The following is a 26,832-nucleotide window of genomic DNA, read 5'->3' on the forward strand; positions in this document are numbered from 1 at the left end:
CCGAATGGGCAATCGAGTAAAGCCGCGAGCTTATCAGGCCGCCACGACCAATGGCTACCGGCATGAGAGCAGGAATCTTCCGATAAGTTCAGGGATTAAAACGCATTTGGGCAACGGCTGGATGAAGCTTCTGTCATCCACGGACGACAAGCGTCATCGGAGCTTGCCTCAGCGTCTGGCGTAATGGCCACTTGCCCAGCAGTCATGGCTCAGGCATAACAGCGCAACAATTCGACAAGGATGTTTAACTTGCGCCTTCTATTCCGCGTTCTCACTCTGGTGATCGTGCTGGCGATAATCGCCCTCGCGGTGATCGTCTATTACGTCGCCAGCCCGAAATTGCCCTTCTACACCCCGCCGCAACAGGTACGTTACCTGGATCAATGGAGCGAAGAGCAACGGCAGACCTACTACTTCACGCCCCAAGGTACGCAAGTCAAAGGCCTGCGTTACGAGTGGTTTCAGGCATTGGAATTGCCCTTCTCCGAGCAGCGCTTCGCCTCCCCTGAATATCTCGCCCGTTTCGGCTTCCTGGTCGACCCGCAGCAGAAAGCGAGCGCGAACAACCCCGGCAACCTTCCCGTCGGTTTTGCCCGGCACCAGAATCCCGGCAACGCCTCGGAGCATTATCTGGACATCACCTGCGCCGCTTGCCACACCGGCGAGTTGCGCGTCAAAGGCCAGGCCGTACGTATCGATGGCGGCAGCGCACAGCACGTGCTGCCTTCCAGCGTTCCTACGTTGCGCGGTGGCAGTTTCGGACAGGCCCTGGTCGCCAGTCTCGCCTCGACTTACTACAACCCGTGGAAGTTCGAGCGCTTCGCCCGCCAGGTGCTCGGAGATGATTACGAAGCGCGCCGCGAACAATTGCGCAGCGAGTTCAAGACCTCGCTGAACACCTTCATCAAAGTGGCGTGGAACGACACCCATCGCGGCCTGTACCCGACCGAGGAAGGCCCGGGGCGCACCGATGCGTTCGGCCGGATTGCCAACGCGACGTTTGGCGATGCGATTTCCCCTGCCAACTACCGCGTAGCCGATGCCCCGGTGGATTATCCGCAGCTGTGGGACATGTGGACGTTCGACTGGGTGCAGTGGAATGGCTCGGCCCAGCAGCCGATGGCGCGCAATATCGGCGAAGCGCTCGGCGTCGGAGCCACATTGAATTTCTTCGACGGCAACGGCCAGCCGCTGCAAGGTGCTGAGCGCTACCCCTCCAGCGTGCGCGTGCGCGATCTGCACGCCATCGAAGAAACCTTGCAGCAGTTGAAGCCGCCGACCTGGCCGGAAGATCTGTTCGGTGCGATCGACAAGCCGCTGGCCGCCAAAGGCCGCGCGCTGTTCGCGGAAAACTGCGTCGGCTGCCATGTCCCGCGCCAATCGCAGGAAGGCGAACGCTGGGTGCAGCACTTGCACATGCTGCCCGTAGACGTGATCGGTACCGATCCCAATGCGGCCAACAACGTTGCCAGCCATCGTTTCGACCTGAGCGCGCTGCAATGGGATGTCAAAGAGTTGGAAAAAATGGACGTCAGACTGCACCCCGAACCTAAAGCGCCGCTTGATCTGAGCCAATTGTCGGTGGCCAAGGGCCTGGCTTACGTCACCGCGTTCGTGGAAAACCGTGCCTATCGCGACGCGCAGATCACGCCGGAAGAAAAACCGCGCATGGACGGTTTCGGCCTGCCGATCGGCGTGCGCGAGAAGGTCGCTTACAAGGCTCGACCGCTGGCTGGCGTGTGGGCGACTGCGCCGTTTCTGCACAACGGTTCGGTGCCAAGCATCTATCAGTTGCTGTCACCGCAGGATGAGCGCGCCACCACCTTCTATAAAGGCACGCTCGAATACGACCCGCGCCACCTCGGCTATCGCACCGAGCCTTTCGCCAACGGTTTTCTGTTCGACACGCGCATCAGCGGCAACCACAACAGCGGCCACGAATTCCGCGCTGGCGCTCGCGGCAACGGGGTGATCGGCCGCCTCCTGCAACCAGAGGAGCGCTGGGCGCTGCTCGAATACCTGAAAGTGCTGGGCGGATCACTGGAGGCGCAGTTGCCATGATCATGCCGACATTCAAAAAAGAACTGCCGCCACTGGCTCGCTTCTGGCTCTGGTTGGGGCGTTTGCTTGGCAAGACGCTGCTGATCCTGCTGATCATCGGCCTGCTCGGCTGGGCCATCGCCGCCGCGTGGTTCGCTTGGCAGCATCGTGGGCCGGTGTCGGCGCAGGAACAGATTCCACCAGGCGAAGCGGCGATGACCCAGGACATCATTCAAACCGCTGTGCGCATCGTCGACCAGCATCGCGAAAGCACGCGTTATCTGCGCGATGCCCACGCCAAAGCGCATGGCTGCGTGAAGGCGCAAGTGCAGGTTTTACCGGAACTGGCGCAATCGCTGCGACAGGGTGTGTTCAGCGAGCCGGGCAAGACCTGGCAGGCGCTGATCCGGTTGTCCAACGGCAATGCCTACCCGCAATTCGACAGCATTCGCGACGCGCGCGGAATGGCGATCAAGTTGCTTGAGGTTCCTGGCACGCAACTGCTAGGCAACCGCCAGGACCAGCATGAACAGGATTTCGTGATGTTCAGCCATCCGAATTTCTTTGTCAGCGATGTCGCCGAGTATCGTCAGAATGTGGCGGCGCAGGCTGACGGCAAGAAGGTAATGGCGTTTTTTCCGACATGGGATCCGCGCACCTGGCAAGTCCGTCATCTGTCTATCGCGCTGGCTACGCTGTCAGCGCCGCCGGACAGTCCGACCGAGACTACATATTTCTCGGTATCGCCCTACAAGTTCGGTGAGGCCAATGCGAAATTCCGCGTCGTGCCGGATCCGGAGCGTTGCCCGGCGTATACCTTGCCCAAACAGAATCACGACTTGCCGAATTTTCTGCGCAGTGCACTGAATCAACAGTTATCCACGGATCGGGTGCCGGCGTGTTTTGCCCTGCAGATCCAGCGCCAGGACGCGAACAAGTACATGCCGATCGAGGACACCAGCATTGAGTGGCGTGAGCAAGATGCACCGTTTGAAACCGTGGCGCGGATCACTCTGCCTGCGCAGGACTTCGATACGCCGGCGCTGAATCTGCAATGCGACAACCTGTCGTTCAACCCGTGGTTCGGCATCGAGGCGCATCGGCCGATTGGCGGGATCAATCGCTTGCGCAAGGCAGTGTACGAGGCGGTGAGCGATTATCGGCATGCCCGCAATGCGGCGCAGTAGCGCGGCGATTTCATAAATCGCAGACAGCAAAAAGCCCGCACAAGGCGGGCTTTTTGTGGTTTCTGGCGTTCAGTTCCAGATACCGAATATGGCGCAGCGGACGGGACTCGAACCCGCGACCCCCGGCGTGACAGGCCGGTATTCTAACCGACTGAACTACCGCTGCGCGAAACGCTTGAAACGAATGGTGGGTGATGACGGGATCGAACCGCCGACATTCTGCTTGTAAGGCAGACGCTCTCCCAGCTGAGCTAATCACCCTTCGCTTCGTTACGGGGCGCATTATGCCACAAGTTTTCGTAAAGTGTTGATTTAATTGAATATTTTTCAAAAAAATCTGAAAACCGGTGAAACGATACATCCCGCGAGTACAACCTTGAGACAGAAAAAAACCCGCCTCAGCGGGTTTTTCCGTGGTGACCTGGCGTTCAGTGGTCCAGGTTACCGAATATGGCGCAGCGGACGGGACTCGAACCCGCGACCCCCGGCGTGACAGGCCGGTATTCTAACCGACTGAACTACCGCTGCGCTAAACACTTGAAACGAATGGTGGGTGATGACGGGATCGAACCGCCGACATTCTGCTTGTAAGGCAGACGCTCTCCCAGCTGAGCTAATCACCCTTCGCTTCGGTGTGGCGCGCATTCTACGGAGCACCCCAACCTCTGGCAAGCACTTTTTTAAATAATTTTCCGAGGCCTTCCAAAGGCTTAGAGAAGGGTTGGCCTATGCCCCGGCGAAGACAATAATGCCCCCCTTTGTATAAAGGAGTGACTCGCCCCATGTGGTTCAAGAACCTGCTGATCTATCGCCTGACCCAAGACCTGCCTGTCGATGCCGAGGCGCTGGAAACTGCACTGGCGACCAAACTGGCGCGGCCGTGTGCAAGCCAGGAGCTGACCACTTACGGTTTCGTCGCACCATTCGGCAAGGGCGAAGATGCGCCGCTAGTGCATGTCAGCGGGGATTTCCTGCTGATCTCTGCGCGCAAGGAAGAACGTATTCTGCCGGGCAGCGTTGTGCGTGACGCGGTCAAGGAAAAGGTCGAAGAGATCGAAGCCGAGCAGATGCGCAAGGTCTATAAGAAGGAACGCGACCAGATCAAGGATGAAATTATCCAGGCGTTTCTGCCGCGCGCGTTCATCCGTCGTTCGTCGACCTTCGCCGCGATCGCGCCGAAACAGGGCCTGATCCTCGTCAACTCGGCCAGCCCGAAACGCGCCGAAGACCTGCTGTCGACGCTGCGCGAAGTGATCGGCACCCTGCCCGTGCGTCCGCTGACCGTGAAAATGGCACCGACTGCGGTGATGACCGAGTGGGTCACCACGCAGAAAGCCGCCGACGATTTTTATGTACTGGACGAGTGCGAACTGCGCGACACCCACGAAGACGGCGGCATCGTCCGCTGCAAGCGCCAGGACCTGACCAGCGAGGAAATCCAGCTGCACCTGAGCACCGGCAAAGTCGTCACTCAGCTGTCGCTGGCCTGGCAGGACAAACTGTCGTTCATGCTCGACGACAAGATGACCGTCAAGCGCCTGAAATTCGAAGATCTGCTGCAGGATCAGGCGGAACAGGATGGTGGCGACGAAGCCCTGGGCCAACTGGATGCCAGCTTCACCCTGATGATGCTGACCTTCGGCGACTTCCTGCCGGCGCTGGTTAAAGCGTTGGGTGGGGAAGAGATGCCGCAGGGGATCTGACCCTGACGAGCATCTAACCTGTGGGAGCGAGCCTGCTCGCGAATGCGGTGCGCCAGCAACATTAATGTATCTGGCTCACCGCTTTCGCGAGCAGGCTCGCTCCCACAATGTTTTGTGGTGTAACCAAAAATAAGGATCGAGCCATGCGCGCACTGGCTGCACTCAGCCGCTTTGTCGGCAATACCTTCGCTTACTGGGTTCTGATATTCGCCGTCGTGGCCTTCCTGCAACCGGCGTGGTTCATTGGCCTGAAAAGCGCGATCGTACCGCTGCTGGGTCTGGTGATGTTCGGCATGGGCCTGACCCTCAAGCTCGACGACTTCGCTGCCGTCGCTCGCCATCCGTGGCGGGTGGCGCTGGGCGTGGTTGCACATTTCGTGATCATGCCCGGTGTGGCGTGGTTGCTTTGCCAGGTGTTTCACCTGCCGCCGGAAATCGCCGTCGGGGTGATTCTGGTCGGCTGCTGCCCGAGCGGCACCTCTTCGAACGTGATGACCTGGCTGGCACGCGGTGATCTGGCGCTTTCAGTGGCGATTGCCGCGGTCACTACCCTCCTCGCCCCACTGTTGACCCCGGCACTGATCTGGCTGCTGGCCTCGGCGTGGCTGCCGGTATCGTTCATGGAGCTGTTCTGGTCGATCCTGCAAGTGGTGCTGTTGCCGATCGTTCTCGGCGTGGTCGCGCAGCGTTTGCTCGGCGACAAGGTGCGGCATGCGGTGGATGTGTTGCCGCTGGTATCGGTGGTCAGCATCGTGATTATCGTCACCGCCGTGGTCGCGGCGAGTCAGGCGAAAATCGCCGAGTCCGGCCTGCTGATCATGGCGGTGGTGATGCTGCATAACAGCTTCGGCTATCTGCTCGGCTACTTCACCGGGCGCCTGTTCGGCTTGCCGCTGGCGCAGCGCAAGTCGCTGGCACTGGAGGTCGGCATGCAGAATTCGGGACTGGGCGCGGCATTGGCCAGTGCGCACTTTTCGCCACTGGCGGCGGTGCCGAGCGCGCTGTTCAGCGTCTGGCACAATATCTCCGGGGCGCTGCTGTCGACGTACTTCCGGCGCATGAGCGAGAAGGAAGACCGCGACAACCTCGCGCAACGGGCTGTCGACTGAGGCTGAAAACTTGATCCCCGGGTTAATGCTCGTCACTATATTGCGCAACGCGGGGACGACCCTGCGGCTCGATCGAGTCATTCATCTGGGGACGACCCCGTCAATCGATGGAGGTCCTGCATGTCCTGGATCATTCTGTTTTGCGCCGGCCTGTTCGAAGTCGGCTGGGCCGTCGGCCTGAAATACACCGACGGCTTCACCCGCCCGCTTCCCACCGCCCTCACCGTTGCCGCCATGGCCATCAGCCTTGGTTTGCTCGGTCTGGCGATGAAGGAATTGCCATTGGGTACGGCGTATGCGATCTGGACCGGCGTAGGTGCGGTGGGTACGGTGATCGCCGGGATCATTTTGTTCGGCGAGTCGATGGCATTGATTCGGCTGGCCAGTGTGGCGTTGATCGTCACCGGTTTGATCGGGCTCAAGGTCAGCGCTTAAGCCACCAGCCCCATCGCTGGCAAGCCAGCTCCCACAAGATTGGTGTACACCATCGAACCTGTGGGAGCTGGCTTGCCAGCGATGAGGGCCGTCCAGTCAACAACTATCTGACGGATCCGCGCAACTCCCCCACCAACACCTGCAACTTCGCCGGCTCGGTCCCTTCGGTAATCGCCGGCCCCGCCACCAGCGTCACCCGCGACCACAAGCGATGGAACAAACCCTTATTCGGATCGCGACTGAAGAAACTCCCCCACAATCCTTGCAGCGCCAGCGGAATCACCGGCACCGGGGTCTCTTCGAGAATCCGCGTCACGCCGCCGCGAAACTCGTTGATCTCGCCATCGGCGGTCAATTTGCCTTCCGGGAAAATGCACACCAGTTCGCCGTCCTTCAGATACTGAGCGATACGCGTGAAGGCTTTCTCGTAGATCTGGATATCTTCCTGGCGTCCGGCGATAGGAATCGCGCCCGCCGTGCGAAAGATGAAGTTCAGCACCGGCAGGTTGTAGATCTTGTAGTACATGACAAAGCGAATCGGCCTACGCACGGCACCGCCGATGAGCAAGGCGTCAACGAACGACACGTGGTTGCACACCAGCAGCGCCGCGCCCTCGTCCGGGATCGCTTCAAGGTTGCGATGTTCGACGCGGTACATGGAATGGCTGAGCAGCCAGATCATGAAGCGCATGCTGAATTCCGGAACGATCTTGAAGATGTAGGCGTTGACGCCGATGTTCAGCAGCGACACCACCAGGAACAGTTGCGGGATCGACAGCTTGGCGACGCTCAACAACGCGATCGAAACAATCGCCGACACCACCATAAACAGCGCGTTGAGAATGTTGTTGGCGGCAATCACCCGCGCGCGTTCGTTTTCAGCCGTGCGCGACTGGATCAGCGCGTACAGCGGGACAATATAGAAGCCACCGAAAATGCCCAGGCCAAGGATGTCGATCAACACCGCCCAGGTGTGCACGAAGCCCAGCACCGCAATCCAGCTATGGCCGGTGACGCTGTCCGGGATCCCACCGGAATGCCACCACAGCAACAGGCCGAACACGGTCAGGCCAAACGAGCCAAACGGCACCAGACCGATCTCGACTTTGCGCCCTGAGAGCTTCTCGCAGAGCATCGAACCCAGCGCGATGCCCACCGAGAACACGGTCAGGATCAGCGTGACCACGGTTTCGTCACCGTGCATCCATTCCTTGGCGTAGGCCGGGATCTGCGTCAGATAGATTGCCCCGACGAACCAGAACCACGAGTTGCCGACAATCGAGCGCGACACCGCAGGCGTCTGGCCCAGACCGAGTTTCAACGTCGCCCAGGACTGACTGAAGATATTCCAGTTCAGGCGCATTTCCGGCGACGAGGCCGCCGCGCGCGGAATGCTGCGGCTGGCCAGATAACCCAGCACGGCAATGCCGACGATCGCGGCGGAGACTACTGGCGCGTAGTGCTCGGTCGACATCATGATCCCGGCGCCGATGGTCCCGGCGAGAATCGCCAGAAACGTGCCCATTTCCACCAGACCGTTGCCGCCGACCAGTTCGTCATCGCGCAAGGCCTGCGGCAGGATCGAATACTTCACCGGGCCGAACAGCGCCGAGTGCGTGCCCATGGCGAACAGCGCCACCAGCATCAACGACAGATGATCGAAGAGAAAGCCGATCGATCCTACGGCCATGATGGCGATTTCCGCGAGTTTGATCAGACGGATCAGCGCGTCCTTGGCGAATTTTTCCCCGAACTGCCCGGCCAGCGCCGAGAACAAGAAAAACGGCAGGATAAACAGCAGCGCGCAGAGGTTGACCCAGATCGAGCGATCGCCCTCGATGGTCAACCGATAGAGGATGGCGAGGATCAACGACTGCTTGAACACGTTGTCGTTAAACGCGCCGAGCGACTGGGTAATAAAGAAGGGCAAAAAGCGCCGGGTGCGCAACAGGTTGAACTGTGAGGGGTGACTCATCTTCCGTGTTTCCTGATGTTAGGTAGTGAGGCCTGGGTGCTTGTTATTGGAATCCCGCACCACGATCCAGGCCACACCTTACCTAAACTTTTCGGATTATTTCTTCAAACCTGCAATACACGGCGAGACAAACAGCTCGCCACGCCACGCGCCCTGCACGGTGCGCTTGCCGACGATCAGCCACATTGCCGCCAACAAAATCACCAGCGCCGTACCGAACACACTGAAAAACATGAGGCCGAGGACGCTTGCCAGCTTCAGCGTCGCCAGCGAATACACGCCCAATGGGAAGGTGAAGCCCCACCAGCCGAGGTTGAACGGAATGCCGTCACGCAGATAACGCACGGTGATCAACAGTGCCATCAACATCCACCACAGACCAAAACCCCACAGGGTGATCCCCGCCACCAGGCCCAGGCCCGAAGCGATTTCACCGACGCCAGCCAGGCCATTGGCGGCAAAAATCGCTGGCGCCTCACCGCCCAACAGCAACATGCCCAGCGCACCGGTGCCGATCGGACCGAGGGCGAGCCAGCTCGACGCGGCCATGTTTTCGTGGGGCAGTTTGTGCAAGGCCATACGCAACAACAGGATGGTCAGAATGCTGAACGCCACCGGCAGGGAGAAAGCCCAGAGCACATAGCTGGTGGTCAGTACGACGAGTTGCGCATGGGCGTCGGTCAGATGCGGGGCGAGCAAACCGCCGCTGGCCGCTGCCACTTCCGCCGCCACCACCGGCAGCAACCAGACCGCAGTCATCTGATCGATGCTGTGTTCCTGACGGGTAAACATCATGTACGGAATCAACACACCGCAGGCCAGCGACATCGCTACATCGATCCACCACAACACCTCAACGAGCTGAATGACACCGTCGCCCCAGCGCGGCAGCCCGAACAACAGAAAGCCGTTGATGATCGTCGCCAGGCCCATGGGAACGGTGCCGAAGAACATCGATACAGTCGAATGACCGAAAATCCGCTGCGCCTCGTCAAAGAACAAAATCCAGCGCGCGGCGTAGGCAGCAGTAAACAAGCTGAACAATAGAATGTTGAACAGCCACAGCCCTTCGGCCACAGCGCGCAATCCGGGAATGGCCAGCGGCAACTGGGCCAGCGCCAATGCCAGCACACCGGTGCCCATGGTCGCGGCGAACCAGTTCGGCGTGAACTGGCGGATCACTTCGCGCGGATGCTGAAGCTGGCTGAAAGGTTTGTAGCCGGGCGTGACACTATTAGGGCAAATCATCATGAACTCCTGTCCTCTGGTGAGGTGGAGTCCATGGTAGATCCGAATCGAATATCGATATAACGGGTAATATCTCTAACTGTTATCTGTTTTGCAGATAAGTGCCTACACGCGCTCAAGGAGCGCTGCAAACTCTGCCTGTCTGCGGACGCAGACTGAGCAGCAGCGCAGCCACGGCCAGCACGATCAATACAACGCCGTAACCATCAGTGGTCGCCAGCAACCCGAAACTGCGAGCGAGATGCCCGGCCAGCAGCGCCGGCAGACAGAACGCCAGATAACTGAGCACGTAATAAGCCGACATCAACCCGGCTCGTTCATGCGGCAAAGCCAGCGACACCAGACTGCGCACCGCACCGAGGAAACCGGAACCGAAGCCGCAACCGGCGACCAGGGTGCCGAAGAAAAACAGCGACAGACTGGCGCCATGCACGCCGAGGAGGATCAGGACCAGCCCGATCGGCAGCAAGCTCGCACCCAGCCGCAACGCCTGAGCGGCCGGACGATTGCGCATCATGAAAATCATCAACGCACCGGTCACGGTGAGCGCCGCGACCGTAGCGCCGCCGATCAGATTGGAGGAAGAGCCAGTGGCCGTGCGCACCAACGACGGTGCCAGCGAGGCATAAAAACCTCCGAGCGCCCAGGTTGCGGTGTTCAGCGGCAGCACTCGCCACAACGTTGAACGCGCTTGCACCGGCACGTGCAGGGTCGGCCGCAACGACGCCAGCGCCCCACCTTGCCGCGAGACACTTTCCGGCAGGCGCCAGACATACACGCCTTGCAACACAAACAGTGCCAACAGTAACCAATAGGTCAGCTGCAACGGCGCTGGTGCGAATTCTGCCAGCAAGCCACAGCCCAAACCGCCCAAAGCCATCCCGAGTAACGGCGCGACACTGTTGATCAGCGGCCCCTGCTGACGGTCGGTGTCGAGCAGCGTTGCACTCAATACGGCAGTGGCCATGCCGGTGGCGAAACCTTGCAGCACCCGTGCGCTGATCAACCACGACACGCTGTCGGCATAAATGAACAGCAGCATCGCCAGCGCATTGAGCAGCACTGCACTGAAGATCACCGGTTTGCGTCCGAGATGGTCGGAAAGCGAACCAACCGTCAGCAACGCCGCCAACAGACTGAAAGCGTAAACGGCGAAGATCAGCGTCAACATCGCTGCCGAGAAATGCAGCTGATCCTGATACAAGTGATACAACGGCGTCGGAGCGGTGGAAGCGGCGAGAAAACTGAGTAAGGTGATCGCCAGAAACCACAAGCTGGACCGGTGGGAAGCGACACTATTCAAGGGGCTGGTCATGGGCATACTCCGCAAAAGCTAATTTTTTGCTTTTGCGGAGTGTGCTACCGCCCAGCGCTTAAAGCAAATTCTTTGTGTTAAGGTCTGCCGCATGGCTATTAAAGAAGGTTTACGCCCCGGTGGCCGCAGTGCCCGGGTGCAGGAGTCGATTCATTCGGCGGTCAATGCGCTGCTGCAAGAGCAGGAACGTTCCACCGTGACCGTCCCGCAGATTGCCGCCCGCGCGGGGGTTACGCCGTCGACGATCTACCGCCGCTGGGGTGATCTGGCGGCGTTGCTGGCGGACGTCGCCCTCGCCCGCATGCGCCCGGACAGCGAGCCGGCGAACACTGGCAGCCTGCGCGGCGATATCCGCGCCTGGGCCGAGCAATATCTCGACGAGATGAGCTCGGAGGTCGGGCGCAACATGATGCGCGACGTGCAGGCCAGCGCTACGCCGGGCTATTGCGTGGCGATCATTGGTGCGCAGTTGCAGACCATCGTCGATCGCTATCCGCATGAGAAGGTGCCGAGTGTCGATCGCTTGATCAATCTGGTGGTGGCGCCGGTGGTGTTCCGGATTCTGTTTTCGGCCACGGCGCTGGAGGTGGATGAGTTGCATCGGTTGATCGATATTGCGCTGCATATGGACTGACGCAAGCTTTGATGGAGGAGCCGACGAGTGCAACGAGGCTGCGATCCTTTGATCTTCACATCAAGATCAAAAGATCGCAGCGTGCTGCAGCTCCTACAGGATTGCGCGTCGGGCAGGATCAACGCACAAACGCAACGATCCATGCCTGCGACACCCCGCCACGCCACGACCTTGGTCGACACTGACTAACCGCCGCGCGCGTGCGAGACTGTCCGCCCGGGCAGGAGTGCCGGGGAGTCTTTTGTCGGGAGTGCTGCATGTCGTTGTCCACCGGGCTGATCGCCGTCGTTGCCCTGGCCTACATGGCCATCATGTTCGCCATCGCCTTCTACGGCGACCGTCGCAGCACGCCGTTGCCGCCACGGGTGCGCGCCTGGGTGTACAGCCTGTCGCTGGCGGTTTACTGCACCAGTTGGACGTTCTTCGGCGCGGTCGGTCAGGCGGCGGAACAACTGTGGTCATTCCTGCCGATCTACCTCGGGCCGATCCTGCTGCTGGTCGGCGCGCCGTGGGTCCTGCAGAAAATGGTGATGATCAGCAAACAGGAGAACATCACCTCCATCGCCGACTTCATCGCCGCGCGCTACGGTAAGTCGCAATCGTTGGCGGTGGTGGTGGCGCTGATTTGTCTCGTCGGCGTCTTGCCCTACATCGCCCTGCAACTCAAAGGCATTGTCCTTGGCGTGAACCTGTTGATCGGCGCCGGCGCCGATGCCATGGGCACCCGCGCCCAGGACACGGCGCTGATCGTGTCGCTGGTGCTAGCCCTGTTCACCATCGTTTTCGGTACGCGCAACCTCGACGCCACCGAACATCACCGTGGCATGGTGCTGGCGATTGCCTTCGAATCGCTGGTCAAGCTGTTCGCCTTTCTCGCCGTCGGCGCCTTCGTCACGTACGGCCTGTATGACGGTTTCGACGACCTGTTCAATCAGGCGATGCTCGCCCCGCGCCTTGAGGCGTACTGGAAGGAAACCATCAACTGGCCATCGATGGTGGTGCAGACCGGCGTGGCGATGATGGCGATCATCTGCCTGCCCCGGCAATTTCACGTCACCGTGGTGGAGAACATCGACCCGCAGGATCTGCGACTGGCGAAATGGGTCTTCCCCGCCTATCTGGCTTTGGCCGCACTGTTTGTAGTCCCGATCGCCCTTGCCGGTCAGATGATGCTGCCCAGCCACGTGCTGCCCGACTCGTTCGTGATCAGCCTGCCGCTGGCCCAGGCCCATCCGGCGCTGGCGATGCTGGCGTTTATCGGTGGCGCATCGGCAGCGACCGGCATGGTGATTGTCGCCAGCGTCGCACTGTCGACCATGGTCTCCAACGACATGCTGCTGCCGTGGCTGTTGCGCCGCAACAACGCCGAGCGCCCGTTCGAGGTGTTCCGCCAGTGGATGCTCTCGGTGCGCCGCGTGAGTATTGTGGTGATTCTGCTGCTGGCCTACGTCAGTTATCGCTTGCTCGGCTCGACCGCAAGCCTGGCGACCATCGGCCAGATCGCCTTCGCCGCAGTGACGCAACTGGCGCCAGCCATGCTCGGCGCGCTGTACTGGAAACAGGCCAACCGCCGGGGCGTGTTCGCCGGCCTCGCCACCGGCACTTTCCTGTGGTTCTACACACTGGTGCTGCCGATTGCCGCGCACAGTCTCGGCTGGTCGCTGGCGAGTTTTCCGGGGTTGGCGTGGCTGCATAGTAATCCGCTGAACCTGCCGATTACGCCGCTGACCCAAGGCGTGGTGCTGTCGCTGGCCGGTAATTTCACCCTGTTCGCCTGGGTCTCGGTGCTGTCGCGCACGCGGGTTTCCGAGCACTGGCAGGCCGGGCGTTTCATCGGTCAGGAAATCAGCGCGCGGCCTAATGCTCGTTCAATGCTGGCGGTGCAGATCGACGATCTGCTGCAACTGGCGGCACGGTTCGTCGGCGAAGAACGTGCGCGGCAGAGCTTCATTCGCTTCGCCTACCGCCAGGGCAAAGGTTTCAACCCCAACCAGAACGCCGACAGCGAATGGATTGCCCACACCGAACGCTTGCTGGCCGGTGTCCTTGGCGCTTCTTCGACGCGCGCTGTAGTAAAAGCCGCCATCGAAGGTCGGGAAATGCAGTTGGAGGACGTAGTCCGAATCGCTGACGAAGCCTCGGAAGTGCTGCAGTTCAACCGAGCGCTGCTGCAAGGCGCGATCGAGAACATCACCCAGGGCATCAGCGTGGTCGACCAGTCGCTGAAACTGGTGGCGTGGAACCGGCGTTATCTGGAGCTGTTCAACTACCCCGACGGCCTGATCAGCGTCGGCCGGCCGATTGCCGACATCATTCGCTACAACGCCGAACGCGGTTTGTGCGGCCCCGGCGAAGCGGAAGTGCACGTCGCGCGACGCTTGCACTGGATGCGTCAGGGCCGCGCGCACACTTCCGAACGGCTATTCCCCAATGGCCGGGTGATCGAGCTGATCGGCAACCCGATGCCCGGTGGCGGCTTCGTCATGAGTTTCACCGACATTACCGCGTTCCGCGAAGCCGAACAGGCGCTGACCGAGGCGAACGAAGGGCTGGAACAACGGGTCAGCGAGCGCACCCAGGAACTGTCGCAACTCAACGTCGCGCTCACCGAAGCCAAGGGCAATGCCGAGGCGGCCAACCAGTCGAAAACCCGCTTCCTCGCCGCCGTCAGCCACGACTTGATGCAACCGCTGAACGCCGCGCGACTGTTCTCCGCCGCCCTCTCCCACCAGAACGAAGGCTTGAGCGCAGAGGCGCAGCAGCTGGTGCAACACCTCGACAGCTCGCTGCGTTCGGCGGAAGACCTGATCAGCGATCTGCTGGACATCTCGCGCCTGGAAAACGGCAAGATCAACCCGGACCGCAAAGCGTTCGCCGTCAATGAACTGTTCGACACCCTCGGCGCGGAATTCAAGGCGCTGGCTCAAGAGCAAAAGCTCACGTTCCGGGTGCGCGGCAGTCAATTGCGCATCGACAGCGACATCAAACTGCTGCGGCGGATTCTGCAGAATTTCCTCACCAACGCGTTCCGCTACGCCAAAGGCCCAGTGCTGCTGGGCGTGCGTCGGCGCGGTGGTGAGTTATGTCTGGAAGTCTGGGATCGCGGCCCGGGCATTCCGGAAGACAAGCAGCAAGTGATTTTCGAAGAATTCAAACGCCTCGACAGCCACCAGACCCGCGCCGAAAAAGGTCTGGGCCTGGGTCTGGCGATCGCCGACGGCTTATGCCGCGTGCTCGGGCATACCTTGCGCGTTCGTTCCTGGCCGGGGCGCGGCAGTGTGTTCAGCGTGACAGTGCCGATCGCCCGCACGCAAACCCCTCCAGTCAGCGCCACGGTGGAACTGAACGGAAAACTGCTCAGCGGCGCGCAGGTGCTGTGCATCGATAACGAAGACAGCATCCTGATCGGCATGAACAGCCTGCTGAGCCGCTGGGGCTGCCAAGTGTGGACGGCGCGCAATCGCGAAGAATGCGCAGCGATATTGAATGAAGGCGTGCGGCCGCAACTGGCGCTGGTCGACTATCACCTCGACCACGGCGATACCGGCACAGAGCTGATGGCGTGGTTGCGCACGCGCCTGGGCGAGCCGGTACCCGGCGTGGTAATCAGCGCGGATGGACGCCCGGAGACCGTAGCGCAAGTGCATGCTGCGGGCCTGGATTACCTGGCCAAACCGGTGAAGCCGGCAGCGTTGCGGGCACTGTTGAGTCGGTATTTGCCGTTGTAGAAGGTGACCTTGCAGAAGCCTTCGCGAGCAGGCTCGCTCCCACAGAACAGCAAAAGCAAGAGCAAGAGCAAGAGCAAGAGCAAGAGCAAGAGCAAAAGATCGCAGCCTTCGGCAGCTCCTACAGTTGGACCGTCGATATCTGAGTGAAATGGTTGGTCGGCAGATTGCCTTCGCGAGCAGGCTCGCTCCCACAAAAGCAAAAGCAAAGCAGCGAAGCTGCCCGCGGCGCAGCCGCCCCACTCAACAATGAGCGCAAGCTCGAGTGCTTTTGATCTTGATCCACCGGCGACGTCGGAAGGCTGAGTGGAGGGATTGATCCGGGCGTGGGAGCGCAGCGACCGTCTGGCGCAGCCAGACACAGCGGAAGGAGGTGCAGCGAAGCAAACCGTAGCCGCTGCGCCCGGATCGATCCCGGAGCGAAGGGACCCGAGCCTGCGAGGGCCGAACGTAGGAGCAAGCCTTTTGGGTTACCTTTTTGGCGTTTGAAAAAGGTGACTCGCCGTAAGGGCGAAACCGCCAGCCGCCATCACCGCAGCAACGGATATGCCCCAAAAATCAGCCCAAAAAAAAGACCTCTTACTCAGGCAACTCAATCAACCCATCAACATCCGTCATCGCCCGCTCCAGCAAATCCGCCGGCAAGCTCTTGCTCGCCCGCGCACCGAGCAACTTCAACTGCTCACTGCGGCTGACCAGATTACCGCGCCCCTCTGTCAGCTTGTTACGCGCTGAGCTGTAAGCCTTGTCCAGTTGCTGCAGACGATTGCCCACTTCGTCCAGATCCTGAATAAACAACACGAACTTGTCATACAGCCAACCCGCGCGCTCAGCGATTTCCCGGGCATTCTGGCTCTGCCGTTCCTGCTTCCACAGACTGTCGATCACCCGCAGCGTGGCCAACAGCGTAGTCGGACTGACGATCACGATATTGCGGTCGAAAGCGTCCTGAAACAGCGAAGGCTCAGCCTGCAACGCAGCGGAAAATGCCGCTTCGATCGGTACGAACAACAAAACGAAATCGAGGCTGTGCAGGCCTTCCAGACGCTTGTAATCCTTGCCGGCCAGACCTTTGACATGATTGCGCAGCGACAATACATGCTGCTTGATCGCGATCTGTCCGAGGGTGTCGTCATCGGCCGCAACATATTGTTGATAGGCCGTGAGGCTGACTTTCGAGTCGACCACGACTTGCTTGTCGCCGGGCAGATAAATGATCACATCGGGCTGGAAGCGTTCACCGTCCGGGCCTTTGAGATTGACCTGGGTCTGGTACTCGCGGCCCTTCTCCAGACCTGCATGCTCAAGAACGCGCTCGAGGATCAGTTCGCCCCAATTGCCCTGGGTTTTCTGGCCCTTGAGCGCGCGAGTCAGGTTGGTGGCTTCGTCGCTCAGACGCAGGTTCAACGCCTGCAAACGCTCCAGCTCCTTGGCCAGCGAGAAGCGCTCGCGGGCTTCGGCCTGATAGCTTTCTTCCACGCGTTTTTCAAAGGACTGGATGCGTTCTTTCAACGGATCGAGTAACTGCCCGAGCCGCTGCTGGCTGGTTTCGGCAAAGCGCTGCTCACGCTCATCGAAGATCTTGCCGGCCAGCTCGGCGAATTGCGCGCGCAGTTCATCGCGTGAGCCTTGCAGGTCGTTGAGACGTTGTTGATGGCTTTCCTGTTGCTCGCGCAGTTCGGCACTCAGCGAGGCCGCGTGGGCGTCGAGGCGGCGTAACTCAGCATCCTTGTTGGCGCGTTCGAGGTTCCAGGCGTGGGAGGCGTCGCGGGCGTCGTCGCGCTCGATCTGCAGCAATTCGACTTCGCGGCGCAGCGCGGCGAGGTCTGCCTGTTTGGCGGCGTTGGCCTGGCCAAGATCGGCGATTTCATCGCGGCTCGCTTCAAGCTGCGCGGTGAGGCCGTCCTGGGCCAGTTGCGCCATCGCCAGGCGCTCTTCGAGCAAGGCCAGATCGGCCTGGGCATTGCTGGCCCGGCGTTGCAGTTGCCAGGCCAGCGCCAGCAGCGGCAACCCTGCCGCCGCAAGACCGAGCAATACGCTGGTCAAGTCCATAGCCATAGCGACTCCTGCCAATCGGATAAAGCCTGAAGGTTAACCAAGGTGCCTGGGCTTGGACAGCTCAGTCTTCGATCAGACCGAGTTCCTGCTGCGCGCGACGGTCACCGGCACGGGCGGCCTGACGCAGCAACTCCTGACCGATACGCCGGTCACGGGCATTGCCGCACTCCCGGCAAATCAATTGGCCGAGGCGGCTTTGTGCGGCGACCACGCCTTCTCGGGCCGGTTGCTTGAGCAGACGGCCGGCCAGGTGCTTGGCGCTGGGACTGTCGCTCAGGCGCGGCGCATCGAGCAGCCATTCGGCCACACGCACGGAAAAACGCTTGGGAGCGGTAACAGAGGTCGGATTGGAGGTAACAGAGTCTGATACTGAGCGAAACTTCATAAAGCACTGCGGGACAGATCGGAAGGCGCGCCACTTTACTCTCTTTTTCTTACAGGTAAAGTCGAAAAAAACCCGGCACGCCCGTCCTAGAGCAAGCGCTAGGGACAATCCACAGAAGCTGTGGATAAGTCAGTGGACAACCGCTCTACGATCCCCGCAAAGCCTTATGGAATGGGGCTCGCAGTCAAACTGACGATTTTTTCACCAACAAAAAAAGACGATATTTTTCATTGACTTAAACTTTTGATACAGGCAGTGACTGGAGTCAGGATCGATGTGACAGTTGCGTTACGCTCTGCGCAACTAATGTGCACAAGTACCTGTGAGCCGGTTATATGCGTGCGCTTTTTCGGGTCATTTTGCGCAGCTGCGAGCGACCGAAAGGCTCTGCGAAAAGCATGCACGCCGACGGACGGTGCGACCCGACCATTCCCTGTGAAGTTTTTTTTGACCTGGGGTTTGCTTCGCCCGAACGGATCCGTTACTATCCGCGGCGTTAGTACCAAGCTGAAAGTCAATTCCGGTCGAACATCTCCCACGGTCAACTTCCAACAGGAAGACACTGCCGAAAAAAGCGGGAACGACCCCTCGATGGTTTCCAGGTAACTTTTGCGACGACGCTGCCTTTGAACGAAAGCAAAGGGCGTTGCGAAGAACACTTACTCTGACCGAACCAACCTGCAAATTGATCAGGATCTTCACCCCGGGCCCAGAACCTTTGCCCTCGCTGTGATGCCTGTCCTCCTAAGTACCTACCTGCCAGCCCAAGCGCGCTCACTTATCAGCGCTTCAAACTGGCTGCTTTGTTCCAGTCGGGTTCTTCGTTCGATCAATGGTGATCAACGTTACTGGAACGTTTTAACGTTGCACGGTTCTTATCCGTGTCATTTGTAGGAACACCTAATAACTATGTCTACTCAAATCCAGACTCAGGATGCCATTCGCACCCTAACCAACGCTTTTGCTCCAATGAACTGCCTGATCATGGCCGCTCGTAAAGGCTGCTTCAGCTTCACCGTGGTCAATGAACACGGTATCGCGCGTCACAGCGAGCGTCTGTACCCCGATCAATACTCCAGCGCCGAACCGCTGCAGGCCGTGATCGAGCGTACCCGTCAGGCACTGGTTGCCTGAAAGCCGGACAGGCTGCAAAAGCAAAGCCCTGCTGAAAAGCGGGGCTTTTTATTGCCTGATATTTCACTTTTAGCGCAACGCTTCTAAGCATGTTCCGATCTAACGCCCGGAATGCGATGGCGGAAATATTTTAAAAACAGGCCTTTACAGGCTGAATATGACACTACACTTCAACTCAAGCGGCTTGACCCGCTTGCGGCGAGCCTGAGTCGATCCACTGCTGCCAAAGCCCCTTCAGGACTCGCCCTCAACAACAAGAACCGAGGGTGTTATGGGTATCGCTGCCAGCGAACTGTGCCGCTATGTGATCCGTCCCACATTGATCTATCTGGGACGCCACTGCGCAACCGCCGAATCCCTGCTGCTGGGTATCGCTGCCAGCCAATCCGCCCTCGGCTCTGCCCTGCACGACCGCCGCGGCCACGGCCTCTACCGGATTGCCGAGCATCGCCATCAGGCGCTCTGGGACGATTATCTGGCGCTCGACCCGGAGCGCGCCAGCCTGGTGCGCGGCCTCGCCAGTCAGCATGCATTCCTCAGCGGCCCGCATCTGGAACTGACCGTCAACCTGCGTTACGCCACGGCCATCGCCTGGCTGCTGGTAGAAGAACAGAACCCCATCCTCCCCGCTCCGACCGACCTGCTCGGCATGGCGCGCATCTGGCGCCAGACCTTTCAACCGCAAGGCCGTTTGCGCGACTTCACCTATGCCTGGCAAACCTGTGTTTCACCGTTGAATCAGGTCGCTTGCTGACCGGGCGGTTTCACAAGTTCTCGCAACAAGTCGCCATTTTGGTCGGATTGTCCTACAAAACCGCTCTAACTCAAGGCTTACAAGCTATAGCGCTGGGACGAAAATGTTGGTAATTTTCGCCCCGGTGATCACCAGGAGTTCTAATAATGAAAAAAGTCATGCTCAAAACCACCCTTAGCCTCGCCGTTACCCTTGCCTCCACACAAATCTTCGCGGCAGGTTTTGCCCTCAACGAACAAAGCATCAGTGGGATGGGGACTGGTTTTGCCGGGCGATCTTCTTCTGCCGACGACGCAAGCACTGTTTATGGCAACCCGGCCGGCATGGCGCGCATCAAGCGCGAACAAGTCACCGGCGGCGTCGCCCTGGTCGACGCGCATACCGATATCAGCGATACCAGCTCCAGCCCTAATGGCGGCAGCAACAAGGGCGACATGGTGCCCCTCACTGCCGTACCGATGGGCTTCTATGTAAAACCGATCGATGATCACTGGGCATTCGGCCTCGGTGTGTACGTACCGTTCGGTCTGATCACGGATTACGAAAACGGCTTCGCCGGTCGTTACTTCGGCAGCAAGTCCGAAGTGCAAGTCATCACTTTCCAGCCAACCGTCAGCTACGCCTTCAACGACAAGGTGTCGATCGGTTTCGGCCCGACCATCAACCGTATCGACGGCTCGCTGGAATCCAACCTGTCGATCACCCAGGCACTGCCGGACGGCAAGGTCAAGATCAAGGGTGACGACACCGCGCTGGGCTACAACGTCGGCTTGCTGGTCCAGGCCACCGACACCACCCGTGTCGGCCTGACCTATCACTCCAAGGTCGACTACAAGCTCGAAGGCGACACCAAGGTCAACTACAACGCTCTGGCGCTGGTGGGCGTTGGCGCCAACCAGAAGTACGACGCTTCGTTGAAGATCACCACGCCGGAATCCGTGGACCTGTCGGTCACCCAGGCGATCAACGATCGCTGGAACGTCTACGCCGGTACCACCTGGACCCGCTGGAGCCAACTGGAAAAGATCACCGTGAAGAACTCCGGCGTGCAGCCTCTGCTGGCCGGTCAGTTCGGTTCGATCAACGAAGACCAGAACTGGCATGACTCCTGGGCCTATGCCGTGGGTACCTCGTACCAGTTGAACAAGGAATGGGTCCTGCGTACCGGTCTGACCTTCGACCAGTCGCCAACCAATAACGAAGACCGCTCGCCGCGTATCCCGACTGGCGACCGCACCATCTTCAGTATCGGTGCCGGCTGGAGCCCGACCGACGACCTGACCATCGACGTCGCGTACTCGTACCTCAAAGAAGAGTCGGTCAACATCCGCAACGAAAACGCGCGTGGCCAGACTTACGATGCCAAGTATGAAAACTCGGCAAACGGCTTCGGTGTCGGCGCGACTTACCGCTTCTGATGCACCGTGGCGAGGCTAACCCCTCGCCCACGAAAAAGCCCCGCTCTCTTCGCAGAGGCGGGGCTTTTTCATGCTTGGGCATCGAACAAACCGGTAGGAGCTGACGAGTGCAACGAGGCTGCGATCTTTTGATCTTGAATTCGAGGATCAAAAGATCGCAGCCTCGTTGCACTCGTCAGCTCCTACAGGATCATCACAGGGCTTCAGGGCTTCAGCGGTTTGGAGGCAATTGCCTTTTCGATCGCGGCGATAAACTCGGGATCATCCGGTTTGGTCAAGCTGGAAAAACTCGCTACCACCTTGCCCTGCCGGTCGACCACGTACTTGTAGAAATTCCACTTCGGCGCATTGCTCTGCGCGGCCAGCACCTGGAACAGATGCGTGGCGTCATCACCGCGAACCTTCTGCGGCTCGGTCATGTTGAAGGTCACGCCATAATTGGCGTAGCAGACCTTGGCGGTTTCGGCGCTGTCCTTGGACTCCTGCTTGAAGTCATTCGACGGCACGCCGAGCATTTCCAGCCCTTGCGCCTTGTAGCGCTTGTTCAGCGCCTCGAGGCCTTCGAACTGCGGGGCGAAACCGCAGAAGCTGGCGGTATTGACCACCACCAGCGGCTTGTCGGCGTACTGCTTGCACAGATCGATGGATTCCTTGGCGCGCAGCTTGGGCAGCGAGCCTTGCAGCAGCTCAGGACAGTCGGCGGCCTGGGCCAGGCCAGTCAACGCCATCAGCAACGCGGGAACAGCACACCAGCGCATCAACATGTCGAATTTCCTTGGGCAGTCATCAGGCTTCGACGTTACTCGCCACGCTGCCATCTAGCAAATGCTCATGCCCAACTGCATCAGCGCCAGACCGCCGCGTTGCCAGCCCCACCACACCAGCGCCAACAGCGCAGCAGCCAGTGCGGTCACGGCGAATCGCGTGCAGATCCGGCTCATGCTGCGCTCGCCGCAGCTTGCAGGCGCGCCACCGGACGCTCGCGCACCGGCCAGTTCAGCGCCGCCGCGAGCAGGCTCAAGAGAACCGCCACTTGCCAGATCAAGTCATAACTCCCGGTTCGGTCGTACACCACCCCGCCCAGCCAGCCACCAAGGAATGAGCCGAGCTGATGGAACAGAAAGACAATGCCACCGAGCATGGACAAATTGCGCACGCCGAACAAGGTCGCCACCGTACCGTTGGTCAACGGCACCGTCGACAGCCACAGGAAGCCCATGGCCATGCCGAACAGATACGCTGTGGTGGTCGTCACCGGCAACCACAGGAACAGCACGATCACCACCGCGCGCAACAGATACAGCGCAGTCAACAGACGCGGTTTGGACATGCGGCCACCGAGCCAACCAGCGGTGTAAGTGCCGAAAATGTTGAACAGCCCAATCAATGCCAGCACCGTGGTGCCGACACTGGCGGGCAGATGCTGATCCACTAGATACGCTGGCAAGTGCACGCCAATGAACACCACCTGAAAACCGCAGACAAAAAAGCCGAACGCCAGCAGCCAGAAACCGGAGTGCGAACAGGCCTCACGCAGCGCTTCGGAAAGAGTCTGTTCATGGCCAAGCACCGGCAGGGGTTTGTCCTTGAGCATGCTCACCAGCGGCACAATCATCGCCACCAGCAGGCCCAGCACCAACAGCGCGGCCGACCAGCCGAGCCAGCCGATCAGGCCCAGCGTGCCCGGCAACATCGCGAACTGGCCGAACGAACCGGCGGCGCTGGCGATACCCATGCCCATGCTGCGTTTCTCTGGCGGCACAGCGCGACCCACAACACCAAGAATGACTGAAAACGAAGTGCCCGAAAGACCGATACCGATCAGCAGACCGGCACTGAGTGACAGAGTCACCGCCGAATCAGACAGGCCCATGCACACCAGGCCCGCCGCGTAGAGGATCCCACCGACCAGCACCACTTTCGCCGCGCCGAAGCGGTCAGCCAGCGCGCCGGTGAACGGCTGCGCCAGGCCCCAGATCAGGTTTTGCAGGGCGATGGCGAAGGCAAACACTTCGCGACCCCAGCCGAACTGCGCGCTCATCGGCGACAGGAACAGACCGAACCCGTGGCGCACGCCCAATGACAACGCCAGGATCAGCGCACTCCCCAGCAACACCCAACCGCACGTACGCCACATCGATGTCATTGTTATTCTCCAGTCACGGGTATATACCCGCTTGAGCGCGAAAAAACCGCCGTCAGGCCAGTTCGTCGAGCAGTTTGAGCAAGGTTTCGCGCTTCTCGGCACCGAGACGGTCGATCAGTCGCTGTTGCGCCGCTTCCCATGCCGGCAATGCCGCTGCCAGGCGCTGCACGCCGGTTTCGGTGAGGCGTACGATACGGTTGCGCATGTCCTCGCCTTCGGCCAGCGCCACCAGACCTTCGCCCTCCAGCACACGTAAATTGCGCCCCAAAGTGCTGCGATCCAGGCCCATGGCTTCGGCCAGTTCGGAAATGCTCGGTTGCTCCAGCCGCTGCAGATTGCACAGCAGAGAATACTGGGCAACGTTGATCCCGAAGCCGTCGAGAGCGCCGTCGTAATGCCTGCTGACGCCACGCGCGGCGCGACGCAGGTTGGTGCATAAACACTGAGAAGGAAGCATGATGCGTGTATATACCCGCGAGTGTGTTAAATCAAGTTACAGATCAGTTTACTCTGAACATCATTGTTGCCGGTGAGGCCCCTTCGCGAGCAGGCTCGCTCCCACAGGGGATTGCATTTCGAAGGTGGGAGCGAGCCTGCTCGCGAAGGGGCCGGTATCATCTCCGCAAATCCTTCAGACCAAAGCGAGCCCCACCAACACCCCCATCTCCAGCAATTCCAGCAACGCCCCTGCCGTATCCCCGGTAGCCCCGCCCAACCGCCGCATCATCAATCGCCGCAGCCAGACAAACCCGACCAGCGAAATCAGCACCGCGCTGATACCCGCGATCAACACGCAGCCCAGCGCACTCAACCCCAGCACCCACCACCCCGCTTTGCGCGGCAGATGATCGGCCAGCGCCTGACCCAAGCCACCCGCACGCACATACGGCGTAGTCAGAAACAACCCCAACAGCGCCGCTCGCCCGAGCACCGGGACGATGATCAGCGCCAGGGTATGCCCTTGCTCGATCAGCGCCAGCAGCGCGGCGAATTTCAGCAACAACACCAGCACCAGCGTGACCACCGCGATCGGCCCGCTGCGCGGATCTTTCATGATCGTCAGCGTGCGCTCGCGATCACCGAAGCCGCCGAGCCAGGCATCAGCGCTGTCGGCCAGGCCATCGAGATGCAGCGCGCCGCTGAGCAATACCCACACGGTCAACAACAGCGCCGCATGCAGCAACATCGGCGCGCCGACCAATAACAGATTCAACGCATAGAGGATCAACCCGAACAGCAATCCCACCAGCGGATAAAACAGCAGCGAACGGCCGAGCTGTTGCGGCTCGGGCATGCCCGGCAGGCGAATCGGCAGGCTGCTGAGAAACTGCAAGGCGATCCACAGCGGCAACATCTCAGTGACCTTCCTTGAGCGCGCCATCAGCCTCGACCGTCAGCGCAAACAGCGCGCCGTGGCCGACTTCGACATTGAGCAACTGTTCGCGCGGCAGACCACGTGCCTGCGCGAGCAACAAGCGCATCACGCCGCCGTGGCTGACCAGCAGAATCCGTTCGCCGGCGTAAGCCGCCTGCAACCGCGCGACCGCCGCCAACACCCGCGCGGAAAACGCGCTGACCGGCTCCCCCTGCGGTGGCGTGAAGCCATAGGGATCAGCCCAGAACAGCCCCAGCGCTTCGGCGTCCGTTTCCATCAACGCCGCCGCGCTCTGCCCTTCCCACGCGCCGAAATGCAGCTCTTGCAGATCCTTGTCCAGATGCACGGACAGGTTCAATTGCTCACCGAGTTCGGCGGCGAAGCGCGCACAGCGCTGCAATGGCGAACTGACGATACGATCCCACGGCCCGCCGCCGACCACCGCAGCACGCATCTGCGTCCAGCCGTTTGCGGTCAGCGCATCGTCGAGGCTGCCGCGCAAGCCGCCGCCGAGTTCCGTTTCGCCGTGGCGCAGCAGATCCAGACGCAGACTCATGCCGGGCGATCCGCGACAGCCGCTTCGGCGAACGTCGCCATTTGCCCGTGCAGGTCACAGGCCAGACGCAACAACGGCACCGCCAACGCTGCGCCACTGCCCTCGCCCAAGCGCAGGTCGAGTTCCAGCAACGGTTCGGCGCTCAAGGTTTCCAGCACATGACGATGGCCCGGCTCGGCACCGCGATGGCCGAACAACAGCCACTCGCGACAGGCCGGATTCAAGCGCACCGCGACCAGCGCGGCGACCGTGCAGATAAAGCCGTCAACCAGCACCGCAATGCCTTCCTGCGCGCAGGCCAGATAGGCGCCGACCAACGCGGCAATCTCGAAACCGCCAAGATTGAACAACGTCTGCAAGGCATCGCCACGCTGTGCGGCATGCAGCGCCAGCGCGCGTTCGATGACTTGCGCCTTGTGGCTGACGCCAGCGGCATTCAGCCCGGTACCGGGGCCGGTCAGGTGCGCTACCGGGCAATCGAGCAAGGCACAGGCCAGCGCACTGGCCGCCGTGGTATTGCCGATGCCCATCTCGCCGCCGATGAACAACTGGGTGCCGGCGGCTTTCGCGCGCACGACACTGTCGCGACCGGCCTGCAAGGCCAATTCGCCCTGCGCCTGAGTCATCGCTGCGCTCTGAGCGAAGTTCGCCGTTCCCGCGCCAATGTTCAGATGGCGCACGCCGGGCAGATTCAGCGTCGGATTCACTGTGCCCAGATCGACCACTTCCAGTTGCGCGCCGAGCTGACGTGCCAGCACGCTGATCGCCGCGCCGCCGCTGACAAAGTTGAGCAGCATCTGCCCGGTGACTTCCTGCGGATAAGCCGATACACCTTCGGCTACCACGCCATGGTCGCCAGCGAAAATCGCGATCCAGACTTGATCGAGCGTTGGCTTGAGCTGACCTTGCAGACCGGCCAGTTGCACGGCCACCGATTCAAGGCGCCCCAACGAACCGGCCGGTTTGGTCAGTTGCTGCTGGCGCTCGGTCGCTTGCGCGATGATGTCCGAGTTCACGGTTTTGCACGGGTTCAGCCACCAGGTTGGGCTCATAACGCAGGTCCTTTCAAAGTCAGGGGCAGGCCGGCAACAGTCAGGACAACTCGCTGACAACGCTCGGCCAGAGCTTGATGCAGCCAACCGGCTTCATCGACATAGCGGCGAGTCAATTCGCCCAGCGGCACGACACCCATTCCGGTCTCGTTGCTGACAAAGATGATTTCACCCGGCAACGACGCCAGGCAGTCGAGCAAGGCTTCACGCTCGGCGGCGAGACGTTCGGCGTCGTCGAGCATGAGCAGATTGGTCAGCCACAGGGTCAGGCAATCGACCAGCAGGCAGCGCTCGGCGCCGGCGGATTCGCGCAGCACGCGGGCCAGTTCCAGCGGCTCTTCGATCAACGCCCATTCAGCCGGGCGGCGTGCGCGGTGATGGGCGACGCGTTGATTCATTTCGCCGTCCAGCGGTTGGCTGGTGGCGATGTAGGTGACCGCCAGATGGCTGTCGCTGGCGAGTTTTTCCGCCAGACGACTCTTGCCGGAACGGGCGCCGCCGAGGATCAGTTGGAGCATGGGTTCATCCAAAAATGTGTGGTAAGGCAGCCGCCCCCTTCGCGAGCAGGCTCGCTCCCACGGTT

At 60.5% G+C, this 26,832-nt stretch carries 23 protein-coding genes and 4 tRNA genes; 10 read left to right on the top strand and 17 right to left on the bottom strand.

Annotation, left to right across the window (positions count from 1 at the left end; all coding sequences use genetic code 11):
• Positions 1-249: 249 nt before the first annotated feature.
• Together ACV8MC_RS24940 and ACV8MC_RS24945 are read left to right on the top strand one after the other, a co-directional pair.
• The gene (locus tag ACV8MC_RS24940; protein WP_457263903.1) at positions 250-2,061 is read left to right on the top strand and encodes a di-heme-cytochrome C peroxidase; all 1,812 of its coding nucleotides are present in this window, start codon (positions 250-252) and stop codon (positions 2,059-2,061) included.
• Positions 2,058-3,227 carry a catalase family protein gene (locus ACV8MC_RS24945; protein ID WP_236169113.1) on the top strand — a complete coding sequence of 390 codons (1,170 nt, stop codon included), beginning with the start codon at positions 2,058-2,060 and terminating at the stop codon, positions 3,225-3,227. Before ACV8MC_RS24940 ends, ACV8MC_RS24945 begins: the two co-directional genes overlap by 4 nt.
• Before the next feature lie 89 nt (positions 3,228-3,316).
• On the opposite strand, the gene ACV8MC_RS24950 is transcribed toward ACV8MC_RS24945, so the two are convergent.
• From ACV8MC_RS24950 to ACV8MC_RS24965, 4 genes are all read right to left on the bottom strand, one after another.
• A tRNA-Asp gene (locus tag ACV8MC_RS24950) sits at positions 3,317-3,393 on the bottom strand.
• Between the two features lie 19 nt (positions 3,394-3,412).
• Positions 3,413-3,488, bottom strand: a tRNA-Val gene (locus tag ACV8MC_RS24955).
• Positions 3,489-3,678: 190 nt separating this feature from the next.
• Positions 3,679-3,755: transfer RNA gene (locus tag ACV8MC_RS24960), tRNA-Asp, on the bottom strand.
• A 19-nt stretch (positions 3,756-3,774) separates the two neighbouring features.
• A tRNA-Val gene (locus ACV8MC_RS24965) sits at positions 3,775-3,850 on the bottom strand.
• Positions 3,851-4,009: 159 nt separating this feature from the next.
• On the opposite strand from ACV8MC_RS24965, the gene rdgC reads away from it, so the two are divergent.
• From rdgC to sugE, 3 genes are all read left to right on the top strand, one after another.
• Positions 4,010-4,930, top strand: a complete 921-nt coding sequence (gene rdgC, locus ACV8MC_RS24970) for a recombination-associated protein RdgC (protein ID WP_457263905.1) — start codon at positions 4,010-4,012, stop codon at positions 4,928-4,930.
• Between the two features lie 143 nt (positions 4,931-5,073).
• Entirely contained in the window at positions 5,074-6,039 is a 966-nt protein-coding gene (locus ACV8MC_RS24975) for a bile acid:sodium symporter family protein (RefSeq protein ID WP_130900882.1), read from the top strand.
• 120 nt (positions 6,040-6,159) lie between these two features.
• The gene (gene sugE / locus ACV8MC_RS24980; RefSeq protein ID WP_041479526.1) at positions 6,160-6,474 is read left to right on the top strand and encodes a quaternary ammonium compound efflux SMR transporter SugE; all 315 of its coding nucleotides are present in this window, start codon (positions 6,160-6,162) and stop codon (positions 6,472-6,474) included.
• 103 nt (positions 6,475-6,577) lie between these two features.
• On the opposite strand, the gene ACV8MC_RS24985 is transcribed toward sugE, so the two are convergent.
• The 3 genes from ACV8MC_RS24985 to ACV8MC_RS24995 form a co-directional block, all read right to left on the bottom strand.
• Entirely contained in the window at positions 6,578-8,449 is a 1,872-nt protein-coding gene (locus ACV8MC_RS24985; RefSeq protein ID WP_353188234.1) for an MFS transporter, read from the bottom strand.
• A 96-nt stretch (positions 8,450-8,545) separates the two neighbouring features.
• Positions 8,546-9,697, bottom strand: a complete 1,152-nt coding sequence (locus tag ACV8MC_RS24990) for a TDT family transporter (RefSeq protein WP_457263909.1) — start codon at positions 9,695-9,697, stop codon at positions 8,546-8,548.
• Between the two features lie 115 nt (positions 9,698-9,812).
• Positions 9,813-11,000, bottom strand: a complete 1,188-nt coding sequence (locus ACV8MC_RS24995; RefSeq protein ID WP_423522856.1) for an MFS transporter — start codon at positions 10,998-11,000, stop codon at positions 9,813-9,815.
• Positions 11,001-11,103: 103 nt separating this feature from the next.
• On the opposite strand from ACV8MC_RS24995, the gene ACV8MC_RS25000 reads away from it, so the two are divergent.
• Together ACV8MC_RS25000 and ACV8MC_RS25005 are read left to right on the top strand one after the other, a co-directional pair.
• Positions 11,104-11,646 (top strand): TetR/AcrR family transcriptional regulator C-terminal ligand-binding domain-containing protein, encoded by a 543-nt coding sequence (locus ACV8MC_RS25000; protein ID WP_457263911.1) that lies wholly within the window; start codon positions 11,104-11,106, stop codon positions 11,644-11,646.
• Positions 11,647-11,903: 257 nt separating this feature from the next.
• Positions 11,904-15,374, top strand: a complete 3,471-nt coding sequence (locus tag ACV8MC_RS25005) for a hybrid sensor histidine kinase/response regulator (RefSeq protein ID WP_122880937.1) — start codon at positions 11,904-11,906, stop codon at positions 15,372-15,374.
• A gap of 576 nt (positions 15,375-15,950) precedes the next feature.
• Here the strand turns inward: ACV8MC_RS25005 and rmuC are convergent.
• Complete coding sequence (gene rmuC / locus ACV8MC_RS25010; protein WP_457265601.1) at positions 15,951-17,315, bottom strand: DNA recombination protein RmuC; 1,365 nt, start codon at positions 17,313-17,315, stop codon at positions 15,951-15,953.
• Between the two features lie 175 nt (positions 17,316-17,490).
• Positions 17,491-17,814 carry an SEL1-like repeat protein gene (locus ACV8MC_RS25015; RefSeq protein WP_024012181.1) on the bottom strand — a complete coding sequence of 108 codons (324 nt, stop codon included), beginning with the start codon at positions 17,812-17,814 and terminating at the stop codon, positions 17,491-17,493.
• A gap of 909 nt (positions 17,815-18,723) precedes the next feature.
• Here ACV8MC_RS25015 and ACV8MC_RS25020 point away from each other — a divergent pair.
• The 3 genes from ACV8MC_RS25020 to ACV8MC_RS25030 all read left to right on the top strand — a co-directional run bounded on the left by ACV8MC_RS25020 (position 18,724) and on the right by ACV8MC_RS25030 (position 21,120).
• A complete protein-coding gene (locus ACV8MC_RS25020; protein ID WP_016773719.1) occupies positions 18,724-18,948 on the top strand; it encodes a hypothetical protein in 225 nt (74 codons plus the stop codon).
• Between the two features lie 271 nt (positions 18,949-19,219).
• Positions 19,220-19,702: a hypothetical protein gene (locus ACV8MC_RS25025; RefSeq protein WP_073472662.1), complete on the top strand. Its 483-nt coding sequence runs from the start codon at positions 19,220-19,222 to the stop codon at positions 19,700-19,702.
• Between the two features lie 146 nt (positions 19,703-19,848).
• Positions 19,849-21,120 (top strand): OmpP1/FadL family transporter, encoded by a 1,272-nt coding sequence (locus ACV8MC_RS25030; RefSeq protein ID WP_076566733.1) that lies wholly within the window; start codon positions 19,849-19,851, stop codon positions 21,118-21,120.
• 203 nt (positions 21,121-21,323) lie between these two features.
• On the opposite strand, the gene ACV8MC_RS25035 is transcribed toward ACV8MC_RS25030, so the two are convergent.
• From ACV8MC_RS25035 to cobU, 8 genes are all read right to left on the bottom strand, one after another.
• Positions 21,324-21,884 carry a glutathione peroxidase gene (locus ACV8MC_RS25035; protein WP_071171497.1) on the bottom strand — a complete coding sequence of 187 codons (561 nt, stop codon included), beginning with the start codon at positions 21,882-21,884 and terminating at the stop codon, positions 21,324-21,326.
• Between the two features lie 54 nt (positions 21,885-21,938).
• Complete coding sequence (locus ACV8MC_RS25040) at positions 21,939-22,061, bottom strand: hypothetical protein (RefSeq protein WP_423664655.1); 123 nt, start codon at positions 22,059-22,061, stop codon at positions 21,939-21,941.
• The gene (locus tag ACV8MC_RS25045) at positions 22,058-23,266 is read right to left on the bottom strand and encodes an MFS transporter (RefSeq protein ID WP_056783951.1); all 1,209 of its coding nucleotides are present in this window, start codon (positions 23,264-23,266) and stop codon (positions 22,058-22,060) included. Before ACV8MC_RS25045 ends, ACV8MC_RS25040 begins: the two co-directional genes overlap by 4 nt.
• Positions 23,267-23,318: 52 nt before the next feature.
• Positions 23,319-23,723 carry a MarR family winged helix-turn-helix transcriptional regulator gene (locus ACV8MC_RS25050; protein WP_016773714.1) on the bottom strand — a complete coding sequence of 135 codons (405 nt, stop codon included), beginning with the start codon at positions 23,721-23,723 and terminating at the stop codon, positions 23,319-23,321.
• 174 nt (positions 23,724-23,897) lie between these two features.
• Positions 23,898-24,620, bottom strand: a complete 723-nt coding sequence (locus tag ACV8MC_RS25055; protein WP_457263916.1) for an adenosylcobinamide-GDP ribazoletransferase — start codon at positions 24,618-24,620, stop codon at positions 23,898-23,900.
• 1 nt (position 24,621) lies between these two features.
• On the bottom strand, positions 24,622-25,197 hold the full coding sequence (gene cobC / locus ACV8MC_RS25060) for an alpha-ribazole phosphatase family protein (RefSeq protein ID WP_236169118.1): 576 nt from the start codon (positions 25,195-25,197) through the stop codon (positions 24,622-24,624).
• Positions 25,194-26,249 carry a nicotinate-nucleotide--dimethylbenzimidazole phosphoribosyltransferase gene (gene cobT / locus ACV8MC_RS25065; RefSeq protein WP_236169119.1) on the bottom strand — a complete coding sequence of 352 codons (1,056 nt, stop codon included), beginning with the start codon at positions 26,247-26,249 and terminating at the stop codon, positions 25,194-25,196. Before cobT ends, cobC begins: the two co-directional genes overlap by 4 nt.
• Positions 26,246-26,767 (bottom strand): bifunctional adenosylcobinamide kinase/adenosylcobinamide-phosphate guanylyltransferase, encoded by a 522-nt coding sequence (cobU, locus tag ACV8MC_RS25070; protein WP_039763697.1) that lies wholly within the window; start codon positions 26,765-26,767, stop codon positions 26,246-26,248. The genes cobT and cobU overlap by 4 nt, the downstream gene beginning before the upstream one ends.
• Between the last annotated feature and the right edge of the window lie 65 nt (positions 26,768-26,832).

The sequence above is a fragment of the Pseudomonas sp. PK-RTE-24 genome, assembly GCF_054052265.1.

Bases quoted from the DNA above. Each gene is read 5' to 3' on its own strand.
- ACV8MC_RS24945 (WP_236169113.1), top strand. From the start codon at position 2,058: ATGATCATGCCGACATTCAAAAAAGAACTGCCGCCACTGGCTCGCTTC.
- cobU (WP_039763697.1), bottom strand. From the start codon at position 26,767: ATGCTCCAACTGATCCTCGGCGGCGCCCGTTCCGGCAAGAGTCGTCTG.
- sugE (WP_041479526.1), top strand. From the start codon at position 6,160: ATGTCCTGGATCATTCTGTTTTGCGCCGGCCTGTTCGAAGTCGGCTGG.
- cobT (WP_236169119.1), bottom strand. From the start codon at position 26,249: ATGAGCCCAACCTGGTGGCTGAACCCGTGCAAAACCGTGAACTCGGAC.
- cobC (WP_236169118.1), bottom strand. From the start codon at position 25,197: ATGAGTCTGCGTCTGGATCTGCTGCGCCACGGCGAAACGGAACTCGGC.
- ACV8MC_RS25025 (WP_073472662.1), top strand. From the start codon at position 19,220: ATGGGTATCGCTGCCAGCGAACTGTGCCGCTATGTGATCCGTCCCACA.
- ACV8MC_RS24990 (WP_457263909.1), bottom strand. From the start codon at position 9,697: ATGATTTGCCCTAATAGTGTCACGCCCGGCTACAAACCTTTCAGCCAG.
- ACV8MC_RS25035 (WP_071171497.1), bottom strand. From the start codon at position 21,884: ATGTTGATGCGCTGGTGTGCTGTTCCCGCGTTGCTGATGGCGTTGACT.
- rdgC (WP_457263905.1), top strand. From the start codon at position 4,010: ATGTGGTTCAAGAACCTGCTGATCTATCGCCTGACCCAAGACCTGCCT.
- ACV8MC_RS24985 (WP_353188234.1), bottom strand. From the start codon at position 8,449: ATGAGTCACCCCTCACAGTTCAACCTGTTGCGCACCCGGCGCTTTTTG.
- ACV8MC_RS25045 (WP_056783951.1), bottom strand. From the start codon at position 23,266: ATGACATCGATGTGGCGTACGTGCGGTTGGGTGTTGCTGGGGAGTGCG.
- ACV8MC_RS25040 (WP_423664655.1), bottom strand. From the start codon at position 22,061: ATGAGCCGGATCTGCACGCGATTCGCCGTGACCGCACTGGCTGCTGCG.
- ACV8MC_RS25050 (WP_016773714.1), bottom strand. From the start codon at position 23,723: ATGCTTCCTTCTCAGTGTTTATGCACCAACCTGCGTCGCGCCGCGCGT.
- ACV8MC_RS25015 (WP_024012181.1), bottom strand. From the start codon at position 17,814: ATGAAGTTTCGCTCAGTATCAGACTCTGTTACCTCCAATCCGACCTCT.
- ACV8MC_RS25030 (WP_076566733.1), top strand. From the start codon at position 19,849: ATGAAAAAAGTCATGCTCAAAACCACCCTTAGCCTCGCCGTTACCCTT.
- ACV8MC_RS25020 (WP_016773719.1), top strand. From the start codon at position 18,724: ATGTCTACTCAAATCCAGACTCAGGATGCCATTCGCACCCTAACCAAC.
- ACV8MC_RS25055 (WP_457263916.1), bottom strand. From the start codon at position 24,620: ATGTTGCCGCTGTGGATCGCCTTGCAGTTTCTCAGCAGCCTGCCGATT.
- ACV8MC_RS24975 (WP_130900882.1), top strand. From the start codon at position 5,074: ATGCGCGCACTGGCTGCACTCAGCCGCTTTGTCGGCAATACCTTCGCT.
- ACV8MC_RS25000 (WP_457263911.1), top strand. From the start codon at position 11,104: ATGGCTATTAAAGAAGGTTTACGCCCCGGTGGCCGCAGTGCCCGGGTG.
- ACV8MC_RS25005 (WP_122880937.1), top strand. From the start codon at position 11,904: ATGTCGTTGTCCACCGGGCTGATCGCCGTCGTTGCCCTGGCCTACATG.